The 17,128-nt window shown below is 43.7% G+C and carries 14 protein-coding genes; 7 read left to right on the forward strand and 7 right to left on the reverse strand.

What is annotated here, in order from left to right:
* Positions 1-33: 33 nt before the first annotated feature.
* Both BLT07_RS13645 and BLT07_RS13650 read right to left on the reverse strand, forming a co-directional pair.
* Positions 34-660, reverse strand: coding sequence for a tRNA (guanine-N1)-methyltransferase (locus BLT07_RS13645; RefSeq protein WP_091869690.1), 627 nt, complete (start codon positions 658-660; stop codon positions 34-36).
* 159 nt (positions 661-819) lie between these two features.
* Entirely contained in the window at positions 820-2,223 is a 1,404-nt protein-coding gene (locus BLT07_RS13650; protein ID WP_091869693.1) for a trypsin-like peptidase domain-containing protein, read from the reverse strand.
* 312 nt (positions 2,224-2,535) lie between these two features.
* Here BLT07_RS13650 and dapF point away from each other — a divergent pair, with 312 nt between their 5' ends.
* From dapF to BLT07_RS13685, 7 genes are all read left to right on the forward strand, one after another.
* Positions 2,536-3,312: a diaminopimelate epimerase gene (gene dapF / locus BLT07_RS13655; RefSeq protein ID WP_091869696.1), complete on the forward strand. Its 777-nt coding sequence runs from the start codon at positions 2,536-2,538 to the stop codon at positions 3,310-3,312.
* A complete protein-coding gene (locus tag BLT07_RS13660) occupies positions 3,306-3,830 on the forward strand; it encodes a GNAT family N-acetyltransferase (RefSeq protein WP_091869699.1) in 525 nt (174 codons plus the stop codon). Before dapF ends, BLT07_RS13660 begins: the two co-directional genes overlap by 7 nt.
* Positions 3,831-4,002: 172 nt before the next feature.
* Complete coding sequence (gene mltG, locus BLT07_RS13665; protein ID WP_091869702.1) at positions 4,003-5,046, forward strand: endolytic transglycosylase MltG; 1,044 nt, start codon at positions 4,003-4,005, stop codon at positions 5,044-5,046.
* 145 nt (positions 5,047-5,191) lie between these two features.
* Positions 5,192-5,824: a hypothetical protein gene (locus BLT07_RS13670; protein ID WP_091869705.1), complete on the forward strand. Its 633-nt coding sequence runs from the start codon at positions 5,192-5,194 to the stop codon at positions 5,822-5,824.
* A gap of 447 nt (positions 5,825-6,271) precedes the next feature.
* A complete protein-coding gene (locus tag BLT07_RS13675; protein ID WP_091869708.1) occupies positions 6,272-7,606 on the forward strand; it encodes a phenylacetate--CoA ligase family protein in 1,335 nt (444 codons plus the stop codon).
* A 229-nt stretch (positions 7,607-7,835) separates the two neighbouring features.
* Complete coding sequence (locus BLT07_RS13680; protein ID WP_091869711.1) at positions 7,836-10,592, forward strand: tyrosinase family protein; 2,757 nt, start codon at positions 7,836-7,838, stop codon at positions 10,590-10,592.
* A gap of 130 nt (positions 10,593-10,722) precedes the next feature.
* Positions 10,723-11,022 carry a hypothetical protein gene (locus BLT07_RS13685; RefSeq protein ID WP_091869714.1) on the forward strand — a complete coding sequence of 100 codons (300 nt, stop codon included), beginning with the start codon at positions 10,723-10,725 and terminating at the stop codon, positions 11,020-11,022.
* A 111-nt stretch (positions 11,023-11,133) separates the two neighbouring features.
* Here the strand turns inward: BLT07_RS13685 and BLT07_RS13690 are convergent, their stop codons facing one another.
* The 5 genes from BLT07_RS13690 to BLT07_RS13710 form a co-directional block, all read right to left on the reverse strand.
* A complete protein-coding gene (locus BLT07_RS13690; RefSeq protein ID WP_091869717.1) occupies positions 11,134-12,495 on the reverse strand; it encodes a tyrosinase family protein in 1,362 nt (453 codons plus the stop codon).
* A 28-nt stretch (positions 12,496-12,523) separates the two neighbouring features.
* A complete protein-coding gene (locus BLT07_RS13695) occupies positions 12,524-14,056 on the reverse strand; it encodes a fibronectin type III domain-containing protein (RefSeq protein WP_217633320.1) in 1,533 nt (510 codons plus the stop codon).
* Between the two features lie 469 nt (positions 14,057-14,525).
* Positions 14,526-15,239, reverse strand: a complete 714-nt coding sequence (locus tag BLT07_RS13700; protein ID WP_091869938.1) for an acetyltransferase — start codon at positions 15,237-15,239, stop codon at positions 14,526-14,528.
* 476 nt (positions 15,240-15,715) lie between these two features.
* Positions 15,716-16,438, reverse strand: coding sequence for an SAM-dependent methyltransferase (locus BLT07_RS13705; RefSeq protein WP_091869720.1), 723 nt, complete (start codon positions 16,436-16,438; stop codon positions 15,716-15,718).
* 13 nt (positions 16,439-16,451) lie between these two features.
* Positions 16,452-16,901: a low molecular weight protein-tyrosine-phosphatase gene (locus BLT07_RS13710; RefSeq protein ID WP_091869723.1), complete on the reverse strand. Its 450-nt coding sequence runs from the start codon at positions 16,899-16,901 to the stop codon at positions 16,452-16,454.
* Between the last annotated feature and the right edge of the window lie 227 nt (positions 16,902-17,128).

Genomic DNA, 17,128 nt, shown 5'->3' on the forward strand with positions numbered 1-17,128 from the left:
TTAAAAAAGCTCCGAAGGGAGCTTTTTTGATTTTTATTTCTGTTTTTTGTATTTATTGATTTCGTCCTGCAGTTGTCTACTTATCTTCTGCTCTCTTTCCAGCGCCCTTCTTCGATGGTCTTCGTATTCCGTTTCCAGTTCCGAAAGATTGGTTTTGGCTTCTTGGGTCAGAATATTGCTGTTCCTAAATCTATAGATAAAGAAAAGTAAAAGGATGAGCAGTCCGGCGATGACCGTCCATAAAATAGCGTTGTAAGTGCCTTTTGACACAGCAATGCCCAAGAACGACATATTGTCTTTCTCTTCGGTAACGACCGCGAGGCTATTCGTGGTATCCTCCAGTTTTTTTTCTAAAGAAGTAATCGTCGATTCGTGGCCCGCAATGGTTGCTTTCAGTTCAGCAGCGCGGGTATTGAATCCACTAAGGGTGTCTAAAACATTTTGGCGAAGCTGGTCCAAAGAAATTGTGCGTACCACCTCGTATCTTTTTCCATCCGCTCTATAGTTCCCCGATTGTTTATAAACAAATTCAAATTGACTATCGATCGGACCTCTTTCCAACGACACCTCTTCCTCTTGATCCTCGTCTTGGGCGTGCGAAAATTGTAGACCAAAAGTCAACAAGGCCGCTGCCATCAGTAGTATTCTAAAACCTTTCATGTAAAGTTGGGTCTTTGCGTTATTGATTTAGGGGACGAAAGTAATTCAATATTCTCAATTTAGAAAAAAAATTGCCCATAAGGTTATCCTTTAGCAGGTGGGCACCAAAAAAAAACGTCCTAATTAAGGACGTTTTTTTATTTTAAGGAGGTTCATTATTTATTGAAAAATCAATCTTTCGCGTTCCCCATCTTCGTTCAACATGGTGATAACGGTCTTTCCATAGTTCGAAATCCGGCCAAAAAGGGCACGTGCCTCCTGTATATCGTTGATTTCCTCATCACCGAGAGCCAACAATATTTTTCCGTCAAGTCCGTATCCGCGATATCTTTCGGGCACCCCGACAATACGTACTCCGGATTTTATCTTAAACTTTTTACGTTCCTTATCCGTTAGATTTTTAACCTCGAGGCCCATCTCAGGAACCACCAAGGTCTGTATCTCGCTAAGCATTACGGGAAGGGTCAATTTTTCGCCATCCCTATCAACGGTAACCTTCACCTCGTCTCCCGGTTTTTTGGTAGAAAGATATCCGGTCAGGTCGGGAAACTGATGTACCGCAATATTATCTACTTGTTTAATGATGTCCCCACTGCGAAGGTCGGCATCGGCCGCACCGGTGTTTTCTTCGACCGCATCTATATAAACCCCATCGATATCCTTAATCCCCTTTTTCGCGGCGTAGGGCGTATTCATTGGAATGGTATTCACTCCTAAAATGCCCTTCTGCACATTACCATATTCCAAAATATCGTCTACCACTTTTTTGGCAATGTTGCTAGGTACGGCGAAAGAATACCCTACGTAAGAACCGGTCTGCGACGTGATGGCAGTGTTGATGCCAACGAGATCTCCATTGGTATTTACCAGTGCACCACCACTATTACCAGGGTTAACGGCAGCGTCCGTTTGTATGAACGATTGGTTGCGGCCCATATGCAAATCCCTTGCCTTGGCACTTATGATACCCGCGGTAACCGTGGAGGTCAGGTTAAACGGATTGCCGACCGCCAAGACCCATTCGCCAATCTTGATATTGTCGGAATCCCCAAACGCGAGGTAGGGTAAATCTCTGTCCGTATCGATTTTAATCAATGCAATATCGGAATTTGGATCGGTACCGATCAGCTCGGCATCGTAGGTCTTATTATTATTGAGGGTGACTTGTAATTGGGTGGCATTCTCGATGACGTGATTGTTCGTTACGATATAACCGTCTTGGGAGATGATTACCCCCGAACCTGTGCCTACCTGCGCCCTTTCCTGACCGCTGCCCTGCCCATAGAAAAATTCCATGATATTCGAAGGCTGGGACCTGCCGATAGAGACGTTTTTAACGTGCACTACCGCATTTACGGTGCGTTCTGCAGCCGTTGTAAAATCAACGTCATTGAGTCCCGAACCATTGGGCGACGTAGGGGTCAAACTGGTATGGAACGTCGATGTACCTGGGTCGTCGGAAACTACGGCGTATTTGGTGTTTTCAAAGAAATATTTGTAGGCCCCCAAAGTAATCGCTCCCGCAAAAACGGCGACCAATAATGTACTTGCAATCCTTTTCATGTTTTTGTTATTTTATAATGTTAAAATTAAGGTTTTAAGAGACAATCCTATTCTCTTTTGGCACGCTTTAACGGCTTTTTAACTGCCAAGAAATTCTTAAACATTTTTTACCAAAAAAGCCCTAATCCCTCTCATATGGTGATTTCGCTCTTTAAATTTGTTGGGATAATTTTATTTGCAACTTGGATTTAGCTAATTTATAGTGAGAAAATAAAAAGCGAAATCCCTTCAGCAATACGCTCTTTTCCAGATTGACCGATGCGCTATACACAGTAAAAAGTATAATGCCTTATATTTGTCGTTTCTTAAACTATGACTGTTCCTTTCTATAAATATCAAGGTACCGGCAACGATTTTATAATGATCGATAATCGGCAATCCGTTTTTTACAAAAACAATGCCAAGTTGGTGTCAACGCTATGTGACCGCAGATTCGGCATCGGCGCGGACGGACTCATCCTTTTGGAAAATGACGCGCTTTCCCATTTTAAAATGGTGTATTTTAACGCAGACGGTAACGAGGGCAGTATGTGCGGTAATGGGGGAAGATGTACGGTAGCCTTTGCGAAGTATTTGGATATTATTGCGGATACCGCGACTTTTACCGCCGTAGATGGAATACATGAAGCCACTATTGACCACGATCGGGTAAGCCTTCAAATGCAAGAGGTCTCTGAAATCAGGGTAAAACCAGATTGTCTCTTTTTGGATACCGGATCTCCCCACCATGTGCAACTGGTAAAGGGTCTTGCCGATTTTGAAGTGTTTGCGGAAGGTAGAAAATTACGGTACGGACTGTATGGAAAATCCGGTAGTAATATCAATTTTGTTGAGCAGCTCGACGATACGACCTTTGCGGTGCGAACCTATGAGCGCGGGGTAGAAAATGAAACCCTGTCTTGCGGTACGGGTGTTACCGCAGTGGCCTTGGCGATGCACAAAACGGGAAAAACCAAAGTAAATGTGGTAACGGTCAAGACCCAGGGTGGAGACTTGATGGTTGAGTTTGAACAAAATGGGGGCACCTACAGAAACATCCATTTAATCGGGCCTGCAAAACAGGTATTCAAAGGCGAGGTCACATGTTGAGTTTAAAAGGAGAGCACATACGTCTACGGGCCCTAGAGACTGATGATCTTGACTTTTTATACGAACTGGAAAACAATGTGACCGTCTGGGAAATAAGCGGTACGACGACCCCTTATTCCCGGCACGTGTTGAAGCAGTATCTTGACAATGCCCATCGCGACATATACGACGTAAAACAATTGCGATTGTGTATCTGTGATAAAAATGACAAGGGTATCGGCCTTATCGACTTGTTCGATTTTGACCCTAAGAACCACAGGGCCGGTATAGGCATCATCGTTTTAGAGGATAAAAATAGGAATAAGGGAGTAGGTACAGAAGCCATCCGTCTTATGATGGATTATGCATTTTCTACTTTGGCCTTGAGGCAATTATTTGCCAATGTGTTGGTAGGGAATGATGCGAGCATCCATCTTTTTAAAAAGTTGGGCTTTCAGGAGGTAGGTATAAAGAAAGACTGGATTTTTTCCAATGGTAGGTATAAAGATGAAATTTTGTTTCAAAAATTGAAGACTTGAAGTACTAGTGTTAAGTAAGCCGAAAGGCGTATTGAATTTTACAACGATTTTGGCTTAACCTAGCAGTAGGTAGTTATTAAAAAAACAAAGTACGAGGTACATAATATGAGGTACAGCGTATGAAGGTCACTTTTTCGAATCACAAACTAGTAACCACGAACCCAACAACTTCATGTACATTAAAAAAATATTGCTTTTCATTCTTCTCGCCGGCCTTGTGGTAGGTGGCATATTCGCCTACATGGTCTACGATGCCATATTTGCGCCCAATACCAGTTTCAGTAATGAACAGGCCTATGTATTTATTCCCTCGGATGCTAATTTTGAGGATGTGAAACAACAATTGGATCCCCTTTTGCAGGACATGGATTCGTTTCGCAAAGTGGCGGATAGAAAAGGATATATTCTCAATATCAAAGCAGGAAAGTACGCCATCAAAAAGGGAATGAACAACAATGAGATCATCAACTCCCTCCGTAGTAACAACCTTCCTGTAAAAGTGGCCTTTAATAACCAGGAAACTTTGGCGGATCTCGCCGGACGGATAGCCGTTCAACTGGAACCCGATAGCCTCATATTAATGAATACGTTGAATGACCCCGATTTTTTAAAAGCCAGCGGATTTACCGATGATACAAAACTGACGATGTACGTTCCGAACAGCTATGAATTTTTCTGGAATACTTCGGCCGAAGATTTTAGAGATCGCATGCTAAAGGAATACAAACGCTTTTGGAACCAAAAGCGTTTGGAAAAGGCGAAAGCGCTTAACTTGACGCCTTCGGAAGTAGTTTCTTTGGCCGCCATCGTACACAAAGAGACCGCCAAGGTCGATGAACGCCCCAGGGTCGCCGGGCTTTACCTTAATCGCATTCGTTCAGGAATGTTGCTACAGGCAGATCCTACCGTTATTTATGCCATAAAAAAACGTACGGGAAATTTTGATACCATTATTAAAAGAGTGCTGTACAAAGATTTAGAATTGGATTCTCCCTATAACACCTATAAATATGCGGGGGTACCCCCGGGACCAATTACCATGCCCGATATCACAGCCGTTGACGCGGTTTTAAATGCTGAAAAAAACGACTATTATTATATGGTCGCCGATGTCCAGAATTTCGGATATCATATGTTTGCGAAAACGGCGGCGCAGCATAACCGTAATAAGGTACAGTATATCCGATGGTTGAATGAACAGAAAATTAAGAGATAGGCAATTCATCCGTATTTAAATGTCGGTCATCTAAAACCCGCATTTTTTAACAAAGCATTTATAAAATAGGATATAAACGCCTTTATCTTTGTCCCCAGTAATCTAAGCGAACCTTTAATTTCGTAAGTCTTAGGAAAAGCAACATATGAGAAAGTGGATTCGAGTTTCGATTCCCCTGATCATTACCAGTATTTTATTGAGTTTTGCGTTCAAACCAAAAGAAGAGGTTAAAGTGCCCGAAACCCTTAAAGTCAACAAACCTACTGCGGTTTTGTTCCCCAAAAACAAAACCTTGAATGCTAAGATGTTAATGGCTCCGCCCTTTTTGGGCAGCTCGTACATCGGTTTTAAAGAAGCCTTGGCCTTTAAAGAGTCTCGAGGTAATTACTTTACGATCAACACCTTGGGGTACTTGGGCAAATACCAATTTGGTATAGGCACCTTACAGCTTATGGGTGTTTACAATGCCACACTTTTTTTGAACGATCCTATTTTGCAGGAACAGGCTTTTCACACGAACATAGCCCGTAACAAATGGATTCTCAGAAAGGATATCGAACGTTTCGTCGGTGCAACTATCGGCGGTATCGAGATTACGGAATCCGGTATGCTCGCTGCGGCCCACTTGGCCGGTGCCGGTAACGTAAAAAGATACCTGCGTTCATGGGGTGCCTTCGACGTTTCGGACAGCTACGGGACCAACATTGCTAACTACATGAAAAAGTTTTCGGGATACGATGTATCACACATAGCTATGAAACGCAATCCGAAGGTTTAAGTGTACCTACTAGTATGGTAAAACTTCCACAGCTGCCCTTCCAAATCCTTCGACGAGGCTCAGGAAACAAGCTCAGTTACCTTACCGGATTCTAGCACTTGGCTATTTCGTTGCAACAGTACAATTTTTAGTACATATGAAGATGGGATAGGCCCCGACGGCAACATCGGGGTTTATTTTTTAAATTGGACTGGTAGACTTTAAAAATAAAAATAGGCAGTTCATCCCGTAAAACTTACCATTCACACAATTCATCCGGTCGATCCTAATTTATTTGTTATTTTTATCAATAGTAATGACATTAAGTAGTTGGTGAATATGACTTGATGTTCCAGTTCAATAATTTAGAATTTTGCAAGAAGTGCTCATCGGTTACTTGTTTAGAACTTGTGTAAAAAAAGCCCCCAATGAAGTTATGTAATCTCAATTAATTCAAAAGCGGGGAAAATGCTACAAACTTTCAGGAAAAAATTGTTTTGGTCATTGGACGTTTTAAAGGGAAGCAAGATCAAGACCCACTACAAGGATGTCAAGAATATTCTGGAAAATTTTGATTCGATTGAATCAAAAAAGAAAAGGGCCGAATGTCTTGGCAAACTTTTGAAACATGCGGTAAATACCACTCCTTTTTATAAAAGGTTTACGAACTTCTCCTCGTTGAACGACTTTCCGGTCATAAACAAAAATATGATCCGTGATCATTACGATGATTTTAAGTCTTCGATATTTAGGGATCAAAAAAATTATGCTGTCTACACCAGCGGTTCTACCGGCACCCCATTTAGAATATTCCACGACAAGAATAAGAGGGACAGGCATTCGGCCGACGTTACCTATTTTAACCGAAAAGCTGGTTTTGAGATAGGCCATAAATCTTACTACATTAGGCATTGGGACCAATACAATACATCGAACCCTTGGATGGTCTGGAGAAAAAACGTGCATATGCATCCGGTATCACGATTATCCCATGAAGATTTGCACCACCTTTTCGACACAATGTCAAAAGACACGACCCCAAAGGGAATCTTATGCTATGCTTCGGTCTTGGATGAAATGAAAATCTTTTTAGATAGTTCCGATACGGCACCATCGATTGAGCGGATAAATTCCATAATTGCTATTTCCGAGACTTTAAAAGAGGATACAAAAAAAGGTATTGAAAAGCATTTGGGCGTTCCCGTTGTCTCAAGATATGCCAATGTAGAAAACGGAATCTTGGCTCAGCAATTCTTAACTGGTAATGAATTTCATATCAACTGGGCCAGTTATTTTGTTGAAGTATTGGATATGGATACCGATGAGCCCGCTGCACCCGGCGAGCGTGGCCGAATCGTAATTACCGATCTATATAACCAGTGTATGCCTATGATCAGATATGATACCGGTGATCTGGGTCAGATGGACTACCGTATTAAAAATGGTATGGAGTATCCCGTCTTGGATAGGGTGGAAGGGCGAAAATTGGATATGATATATGATACCGACGGTGAAATGATGTCACCCTACGTGGTATACCATATTTTAAAATATCCGCATATAAAACAGTATCAGTTTATTCAGGAAGGCGAAAAAAAGTATTTGATCAAATTGAACGTATCACCTGAGTTCAATAGCGGTAAGAACATTCTTAGTGAGTTCAAGAAACATCTGGGAACGGACGCAGAGATCCTGCTGGATTTCGTAGAGGATATTCCGTTGCTCTCTTCTGGCAAACGGAAATTTGTCATCAACAAATGGCGCAGTAACTTAGTAGAGGAACCATCGCGATTGCAGGCGTGAAGGAAATTAGAAAATATAACGATTTTTAATTCGAATTGTTTCCTAAAACAAGGTCCCATGGTTAGTTGCCTGTATTGCCACAGGATTTAAAATTCTTGGGCGTACGGGAACTATGGTTCTTTCATCCTCAAATGAATCTTAACTGGTTATTTCATAATATATTGAAGATTAGGATTCCCCAACTCAATTGTTCCCCCAAAGAAAAATCATAAACCCAAAAAAAAACATCATGGGAACAAGAAAGAACGCCAAGTTTTTAACTCCTTCCGAAAGGGAAAATTTTGTGAGGGCCTGCGTTTTGCTTAAGGCCGATATCGTAAATCCGGGAGCCCTGGCGAGCCTACGATATAGTAAATGGGACGAATTTGCTGCAGTACATTGGATGATTCAAGAGGCATTTGCGCCGGGATCCCCGACCGTTAATTTTGGTCATGGCGGTATGGGGGCGTACTCGTTTTTGAGCTGGCATCGTTATTTTTTGTTCCATATGGAACAGCAGCTGCAAACCAAAGTTGCTGGTGTAACTGTACCCTATTGGGATTGGACCGATCCCACCAGTATCATGACCAATACCTTTATGGGCCCTGACGGAACGACAGGGGGTCGGGTACAACAGGGCTATTTTGCGGTGAATAGGCCCGGCACGGGTCCGAACACCACTACTTCTCCCGGCTGGTGGCCGGCATCGCTCGACGGGTGGACCTTGAGCAATATATTTCCTACAAACGCCCGTGGGGGGCTTAAACGCAGTACAGGGGCCGCCGCAGCCACACCGCTGCCTTCTCCTGCCGATATACAGCAGGCCCTTGCCAAGGCCAACTTCCCGGACTTTCAAGGCGCCTTGGAAGCGGGTGCAGGAATAGCCTCGGGACATCGATTGCACAACGATATGCATAAATGGATCGGGGGACATATGCAGATTCTTCAGGCATCTCCTTTCGACCCGTTTTTTTATCTGGTGCACGCCAATGTAGATCGGCTTTGGGCCATGTGGCAAACGGACGGTCACATGAACGAATATCCCAATGCAGGGGGCTTTCAGCACCACCGTAGAAACGACTTAATGTACCCTTGGATGGGGGGTGCGGCCGGGTATGGTACCAATGCGGCCATTGCGGGTTCCGTGCCCATGCCTTCTTGGGTAACGGGGCCTGGTGCAAAAACGAACGCAAACACCCTCGATTTCCGAAACGAATTCGATTATACCTACGATACCATTCCCATAATGGGCATAGGGCTTGACCGTACCGGCAGCATGACCGGCCTTACGCCCGATCCCATGGTCGTTACCGATGCTGATGTCACCAAATGGGAAGCCGCCAAAAGAGGAGTGTCCGCATTTTTACAGGATGCCGAAACCGCCCAGGCCAGTGGCGAAATCTATTTGACGGCCGGTGTAAAGACTTTTCGGAGTTTAATCGCTAATGATTTTGACTCCGTCTTTGGTGCTCCGGATTATGGACTGATTAAAACAGGAAGCAGTTTTAGCAAATCGATTTTTGATTCTAATATTGCCTCGGTAACCCCTGGGGGGAGCACGCCCTTGGCCGATGCGCTTCAGGATGTGCAAAATACCCTGGTGGAAACCCCATTCGGCGGCGACCCCGGCGATGAACGGCGCTATCTGGCCATGTTGACCGATGGCGTACGAACCTCCGGGTCTCCCATGAACTCCATCCCAAACGGCAGTTTTAGCAGAACGGCCATCTTTGCGATGGGTTTCGGTACCGGGGCCGATGTAAGTTATACTACCTTGGAGACGATGAGGAACAAGGGGCAAATATTGGGTTCACAGCAGATATTCCACGGGGAAAATGCCGGTACCATCGATAAGTTCTTTTCGAATTCATTAGCTGCAGCTATTGGCTTTACGACTATTTTTGATCCCGTCATCGAACTTTTTGCCGGGGAGCATACCCATCTTTATTTTGATGCCACCTCTGCCGAGGATTCCTTTTTTATAACCGCCCAGGGAATGGATTTTGAGGACAGAAATTGGAAATTTATGTTGCATGGCCCCAATGGGTATGTGCTCTATGGAGATGATATGGCGCATGGACACGGGGAATCTTGCCATCATTGCTGTCCTTCCCCCCATGTTACTGCCAAGCGCTCCGATGGGCGTTTGACGGTAGTGGTGCAACGGGGGAATACCGCAAAGCATTGCTGGGTCGGAAAATGGGAGCTCATGATCGCCTACAAAGCCAAAAATATAGACGGAATGGTGATGCAGATGCTGGGGGAATTGATGTTCCCCGTTGCAGCCGGACCTATAAGGGGCCATCGGTATTCGCGTCTCCTTGCCCAGCCCAAAAAAAGGACGGCCGTCAGGAATATTTTTACCAAGAGCCAACATGGGTTGGATATGCGGGCCTTGAGTTCCAATAGAAACGACAACGATGCCTGCAATATTACGGTGAACATCTATTCGCGCACCAATCTGAAAGTAACACTTGACCCCAAGAGCTTGGTAATCAAATCAGGAGAGGAACTGAATATTATGGTAAACATGCAAGCCATGATAGGCGGAGTAAACCAATTAAGCGGATTTGCCCGAATGGTCGCACCAGGTTTTGATATTCAAAAACTATTGCCCAAGGATAAAGTGGACATTATACTAAAAAAAATCGAACATCCAAAGCGGGAGAATGACGGGAAGAAAGATGGAAAATGTAAATCCGAACTTGATATAGCCCTTATACTAGGCCACTTAGAAAAAGAAAAAGAAGGACTGGAATTTATCAAGGATAGCGAGGTTAAAGTAGTAAGCCATGAGGGCGGGCCTTTGCATGTTCATGTGAAAGACACTGAGGTGCCGGGTACCTATCATTTCGGTATTTATGTAGAAGGTACCTATATCCCCAACGCCCCTAATGAGAAAAATAACCACGAGCATGGAAACATGGAAAATGCGCCCGCGAACGAAGGCGAACCTGAAACTTTTTCAAGACTGTTAAATATTAGTATTGGCGTTATCGGTGCATGACAAAAACTAAGGCCCGGTGTACAACGGATTAGGTTATCGGGCCTAAACCGGCTGCGAGTCTCAATGCTTAAAAAATCCTCGGTGATACATAAAAAATATAGATATAAACATTAGAAAGAACATTAGTAAAATGAGCACAGCGGAGAAAGCCGCTTACGTTAATGCGGTTTTGGCCCTAAAGGCCGATACTACGAGTGCAAGGCCTGCCGCCGCCAATATGGCCGGGGCACAATACAGATATGACGTATATATCTGGATTCATAGTATGGTCATGGGCGCAGCGCATAAAGGAGCTGCTTCTACCGCATTGCGTAGGGAATTTTTAAGGCAGTTTGAACTGGAAGTACAAGATGTTTCGGGTAATCCGAAAATGATGATTCCCTATTGTATTTGCGTCAAAGGATGTACTTCTTCCAATTCGGGATATTGACAACCAGTCTATTTTTAGAAACAAAGGCTTGTTTATGGAGAAATATATGTTGCCTCGTACACAGCTTGGCCCAAAAGCTGAAAATAGCAAGAGATTATTCTAAATTTCATATTATTTCTTGATCACTTTTTCTCTCAGTACCGTTTCCCCATCGGCGATCACTTCAATGACATAGAACCCAATTGGTAAATCGGTTACGTTATCCATTTCTAAATAGGCTTTATTATTAAAAGATTTTGATGCTACGATTTTCCCCGACAGGTTATACATTAGTACGGTAGAAGTACGGATTCTCTTATCCATTTGTATTCCAATAATATCTGTAAACGGATTGGGTGAATAGGTTATGGCTATGTTGTTAACCATAAATTCCACCAGATCATAGGCGTTTACATCCAAAATTGCCGCATCGTATTCAAATGGGTTCTGACTTCTTGCAATTCCAGTATTTAAGAGTAGTGCTTTGGGTAAAATATCGTTGTCAGTGTCTATACTACCCACAAATAAGGCACCGGCAGCCGTTTCAAAACCAGGAACAAGCCTTATCTCATTGACAGATTCTATTTTACAGTTGGCACCGGAAGGCACCATAAAACCATTACCCACTTCGATGGTATATTGATAATAAAAACTTTCTACGGGATTGTACGCATTGTTCACGGTGTACCCAAACAATTCTGCCATTTGATTTTCTGCATAAAAGACGCCTAGGGTGTTGCTGGTAATCAGGTCATTCGGATCTACAGATGGGAGGGTTGAGCCGTCAAAAACATACGTGCCATCATATCGTAGCATGGAACTAATTATAAAGGAAGATTCCCCTTGATGTAGGTGTTCCCAATCCGCCCAAAGTTTATCGATATAGGTATGGTGAAGATAAAAAATAGGGTCTCTAGGGGAAAGTGGCGTACTCATCGCCCCACCCGTCCAAACATGGGCACCCCTATGTGTAGCTCCTCGTTCCATATCATTGGAATATACGAGGAAATCGCCTGTATTCTGTACTGTCGAAATTACGGTAGGGGTTGGCAATGGGCCATTTCCTCCCAAGTTCCTGTTCAACGCCCAGGCGGTATTAAATTGGCCCATAAAATCGGGGGCCCATAGAGGTGACGTTGGAGATTGATCTGTCGAAGAATCCCACCACGGAATACTGATATTCGGGTCGATAGCTTGCATGGCCCGTTCTAGCTCTAACATCTGCATTCTGTGCCAGGCAAAGAAAATTTGACGTTCAGGCTCATCGGGCAAGTTAAAATGAATGTCCGGTTGGGGTGAAATTCCAAAATTAAAATTATCACTATGAAAATTGGCAAGGTCACTGATTAAATCCGGGCCTGTTCGTAATTGGTAAAACGCATTGACGAGCGCGCTTTTTTCCGCAACTGTCATTTCTTGATAATTCTTACGGATGCTTTGGGCATGAATCTCAAATGCAAGAAAGGCCAATACAAAAAACACGTAATATTTCATAGGAGTAGAATTGTGGTTTGCCTTGAGACTAATAAGTGCTTTTATTCCTTTTTCTTTGTTCTGGGGTTACGTGAAAGAACTCAAGCCTCTTGCCCTTTTTCTCAAGTTCCTTTATTTTCTTATCTTGCTGTATTACATATAAAGTAATCTCCTCTATTTTCTTTAATAGTAGGGCATTCATTTCTCCCACATCAATTCCGTTGTCCTTGACTTCATCTGCGCTGGGCAAACCCGGTAAATACCCTTTTTCGATTATAAATCTTTCCACTTCTTCCAGTGAATAAAGGCTGTAATCTTTATCAAATACATAATCGGGCCAATTCGTCTGTAATGCTATTTTAACGCTCTCCGCCAAAACATTTCCGGCGACGGCCAATGCATAACCCTGCGTATCGGTAGTCCCTATACCCAAAGTTTGGGCGGCGAATACATTTCTGGCTTGCCAATCGACCGAGGCCAAATTTGCATTTTGGGAAGTGTAATCTACTATTCCGCCGGATCCTTGAGTGGTGACGTTGACCGTATTACCGGCGGCGGAGACGTTGCCCGCGGCGTCGACCGCCCTTACTGTGAATGCGTATGAGGTGCTCTGTGTAAGACCGGTGACCGTATAGGCAGTGCCCACCGGAGTCCCTATTTGCGTCCCGTTCCGAAACACTTGGTAGCCGGTGACACCGATATTGTCGGTGGAGGCCGACCAGGAGAGCTGCGTTCCCGTGGCGGTCGTGCCGGTGGCCGTCAGCGTCGTGACCGCACTCGGCGGCGCGGAGTCAGTGCCCTGTGTGGTGGTGACGTTGACCGTATTACCGGCGGCGGAGACATTGCCCGCGGCGTCGACCGCCCTTACTGTGAATGCGTATGAGGTGCTCTGCGTAAGACCGGTGACCGTATAGGCAGTGCCCACCGGGGTCCCTATTTGCGTCCCGTTCCGAAACACTTGGTAGCCGGTGACACCGATATTGTCGGTGGAGGCCGACCAGGAGAGCTGCGTTCCCGTGGCGGTCGTGCCGGTGGCCGCCAGCGTCGTGACCGCGCTCGGCGGCGCGGAATCGGAGTTCACTCGCAGTATGGATACGTTATCTATAAAGATGGTGTTTCCTGCCGTGGAACTCGTGGCTGCATTGCTCGTATAAATTCTTATCAGAGGTGAAGTCGAGGTAGCCGTGACATTGAACACATACTCCGCCCAATCGGTTCCACGGATCAAAGTGGTCGTAAATCCGGTCATTCCGGACCATACGGCAAAAGCTGGAGCTGCGGGATTGGAAACCTGTGGCCCTTCTTTTGCCCAAATGCGAATGGTATATTGTACCCCGATCTGCGCATTGTAGGTATACGTCAAAGTACGACCGTTCGAAGCGGTTGAAACTGCTCTTATAGAAAAACTTCCGTGTTGCGACTCTGAGGCATCCGAAGAAATTACGGCTCCGCCCGACCAACCTGTTACGGAGTTGGCCTCATTTTCAATAGAAGCGGCATTGGCATGGGTATGCGCGTTTTGGGCCCCCATCTGAGTGCTTATTAGGCACATTGCTAAAAGTAGTAATGGTACTGATTTCATAAGCTTCTTATTAAAATATATCGCCTTGTCAAAAGGTTTTTAAAGCCTTATCCATTGGGGGAGATATAGGGGAAAAATGCCGATTGGTGATTAATACCGATGGACAAAAGGATTACATAACCAAAACAAATCGCGGCCAGAGTTTGCACTCAGACTAAGAAAAAAGAAAATGATTGCCTGCAAAGCAGGTATTTTTTCGGGGGAAAATAAAATAAAATGAAGAGGGATTTTCAATAAAAATATCTCTATTTTTTGATATATTTTAAATTAATCTTCGAACAACAAATAAATGACGATGAACTGCATATTTTTTACAAACTTTCCAGATTAATATTTTGGTTTTCAGGGTAAAGCAATCAATAATTCGTAAGGAACATTAGCGTAGCTACAAAAGTATATTTGACACATATTTACTGCAAATACATAAGGTATGATGGAACAAAAAGCTTCCCCGCATGGAAACGATGGGTCACATGTTGCGGGCTACTAATGACAACTTGGGAGTCTTGCGCTTACCCCCGCTGAGATAGCGTTCGCCAGCTTTCCTTTTTCTCACTTTATGCGCGGGGGATCCATAGGCTACCTCACTTCCCCTAACATCTTTTATTACAAGAGAACCCGCACCGATAACTGTATGGTCCATAACCCTAATATTCTCTATGATATTGGCCCCCAAACAAACCGCGGAAAATTTTCCGAGATAAAAACAGCCTCCAGCAGTGACACCGGATGCCATGCTGGAAAAATTATCCATAAAACTGTCGTGCCCAAGTGTTGCATTCGTATTCAAAACGCAAAAATCTCCCAGTCTAGAATTGGCATTTACGATGGCTCCGGGCATGATTACGGTGCCTTTTCCGATTTGTACATCCTTCCCGATTACGGCTTTTGGATGGATCGATGTAATAAACTTGAAGTTTGGGGCTATCTCAGAGATTCTCTCCACAACGTTCTTTCTAGTCCAGTTGTCACCAATGGCCACAATACCGCCATGCAAATTGAACATGTCAATCAAGTACGGAAGGTCGTGCTCGCTTCCCAGTAGTTCGTATCCGTTTTGTTTTCCTCCTTTTTCCTTAAAGGAATCTATGAATCCCATAACGTTGAATTTACCTTCCTTTTCAATACAATCCAGAATCACACTCCCGTGACCTGAAGCTCCGATGATTACAATATTTTTCATTTCAATAAGTGTTAAAGCGATATATAGAATATTAAAATAGGGTAAAGTAAATTTGAACAGTACCACGACTGAATTACTTAGACTTTAAAAAAACTAGGTGGGGGATTTTACTTGAAAAGTAAGCCGGAGGGATGTAAGAAGTATAATGGAGGGAAAACTTTGATGTTCAATGATTGCAATCTCTAAAATATTCTAGGCCGTACCATATGGTTTTGTATAACTAGACAATAAAAATGTATAAAGCACGTAAAAATGTACCTTTTGAAAGGTTCCACTTCATTTTTAAAGTAGGATTTATGTGGGATGGCCCAATTTAGAGCCCGTTTTGAGATGGTGTACAGTATCAGTATACCAAAACTGATGCGATTTGGATATTCTAAAAATTTGAGGTCTTGCCGACCTTGAGACTACGAACGAACTACTGAAAATTAGTTTGAAGTAATCTTAAAGTCCTTTGAGGAAGTGTTGTTCACCTTCTATCCTTGAACAATGAAAATTGCCGGTCGTTTGTGAAGTTCGACTTTGGTCATTTTCCAATCTGTAACAGATTTGGTGGCAATGTATTCAGAAGGAAGTGTAATATCGCAAGCCACGCATAATCGGGTGTTCGGATGCAGCACTTTAATGAGTTCCGCCAACAGCTTGTCATTGCGGTAGGGGGTTTCTATGAAAAGTTGGGTTTGGCCCGAATCCCGTGAAATTTTCTCCAAACGCTTGATAGCTGACTTTCGCTCGGCCGTATCGATGGGCAGATAGCCGTTAAAGGCAAAATTCTGTCCGTTCATTCCACTTGCCATTAATGCCAAGATTATCGAAGAAGGGCCGACTAAGGGAACAACCTGAATGCCTTTTTCGTGAGCAATCCGCACTACGTCGGCACCTGGATCGGCAATACCGGGACAGCCGGCCTCGGAAATGATACCGATGTCATGGCCTTGGGAACCGGGCGTCAAAAAACTAGGAATTTCCTGTGCTTCCGTAAACTTATTCAAGACCGATATATGAAGGGCGGATTGGGACTTTCCCGAGCTTATTTTTTTGATGAAACGACGCGCGGACTTTTCGTTTTCAACAATATAATAGTCAATGCGTTCGATGGCCTTTTTAATGGAAATGGGTAAAACCTCCAAGGGTGCGGTGTCGCCCAAGGTAACGGGTATCAAATACAGTTTTCCAGTACCATTAATTTTCTTTGCCATGAATTAGGTTCGGTTATATTTTTTTTACGATTGCATCGCAGGCCTGATCAATAAGGTGGTACACATGCTCAAAGCCATCCTCTTCATCATAATATGGATCGGGGACTTGTTTTTCAGGCAAATCGACTTCCTCCAAAAGTAATTTTACCTTTTGGATATCGGTATTGTTTTGAGCCAAGGCAACGATATTATCGTAGTTTGTTTTATCCATGACATAAATTACGTCGAATTTCTGGAAGTCCGGCACTTGAAACTTTCTACAACGCTGCTTTTCGATGTTTAGTCCATATTTCCGGGCAACGGCAATGGAACGGGGGTCGGGAGCATTTCCGACGTGAAAACCGCCCGTGCCTGCTGAATCGACAAAAACGGCTTCGGGATTAACTTTGCTTTTGAGAATACCTTCGGCCAAAGGCGACCGACAGATATTTCCAAGACATACCATTAACACTTTATATCTCATAAAAAGATCTTTTTGACTTTAATAGGTCAATGGAAGGAATAAAGAGGCGTTTAAAAGGGCAAACCCAATAAATAAAAGGTTAAAATTGCCGATGAAAATTGTAGACCAAGAATTTAAAGTACAAATCTATTAGTCCAGTAAGGTGAGTGCGCCTTGCAGTATGTTCAATGTAATCTTTACCTTGAACAGCAACGAAGTAGGGATTGAACTTTGAATTTTTAATGCCT

Origin of the sequence: Pricia antarctica, assembly GCF_900101815.1 — a bacterium.
GTDB classification, from domain to species: Bacteria; Bacteroidota; Bacteroidia; order Flavobacteriales; family Flavobacteriaceae; genus Pricia; species Pricia antarctica.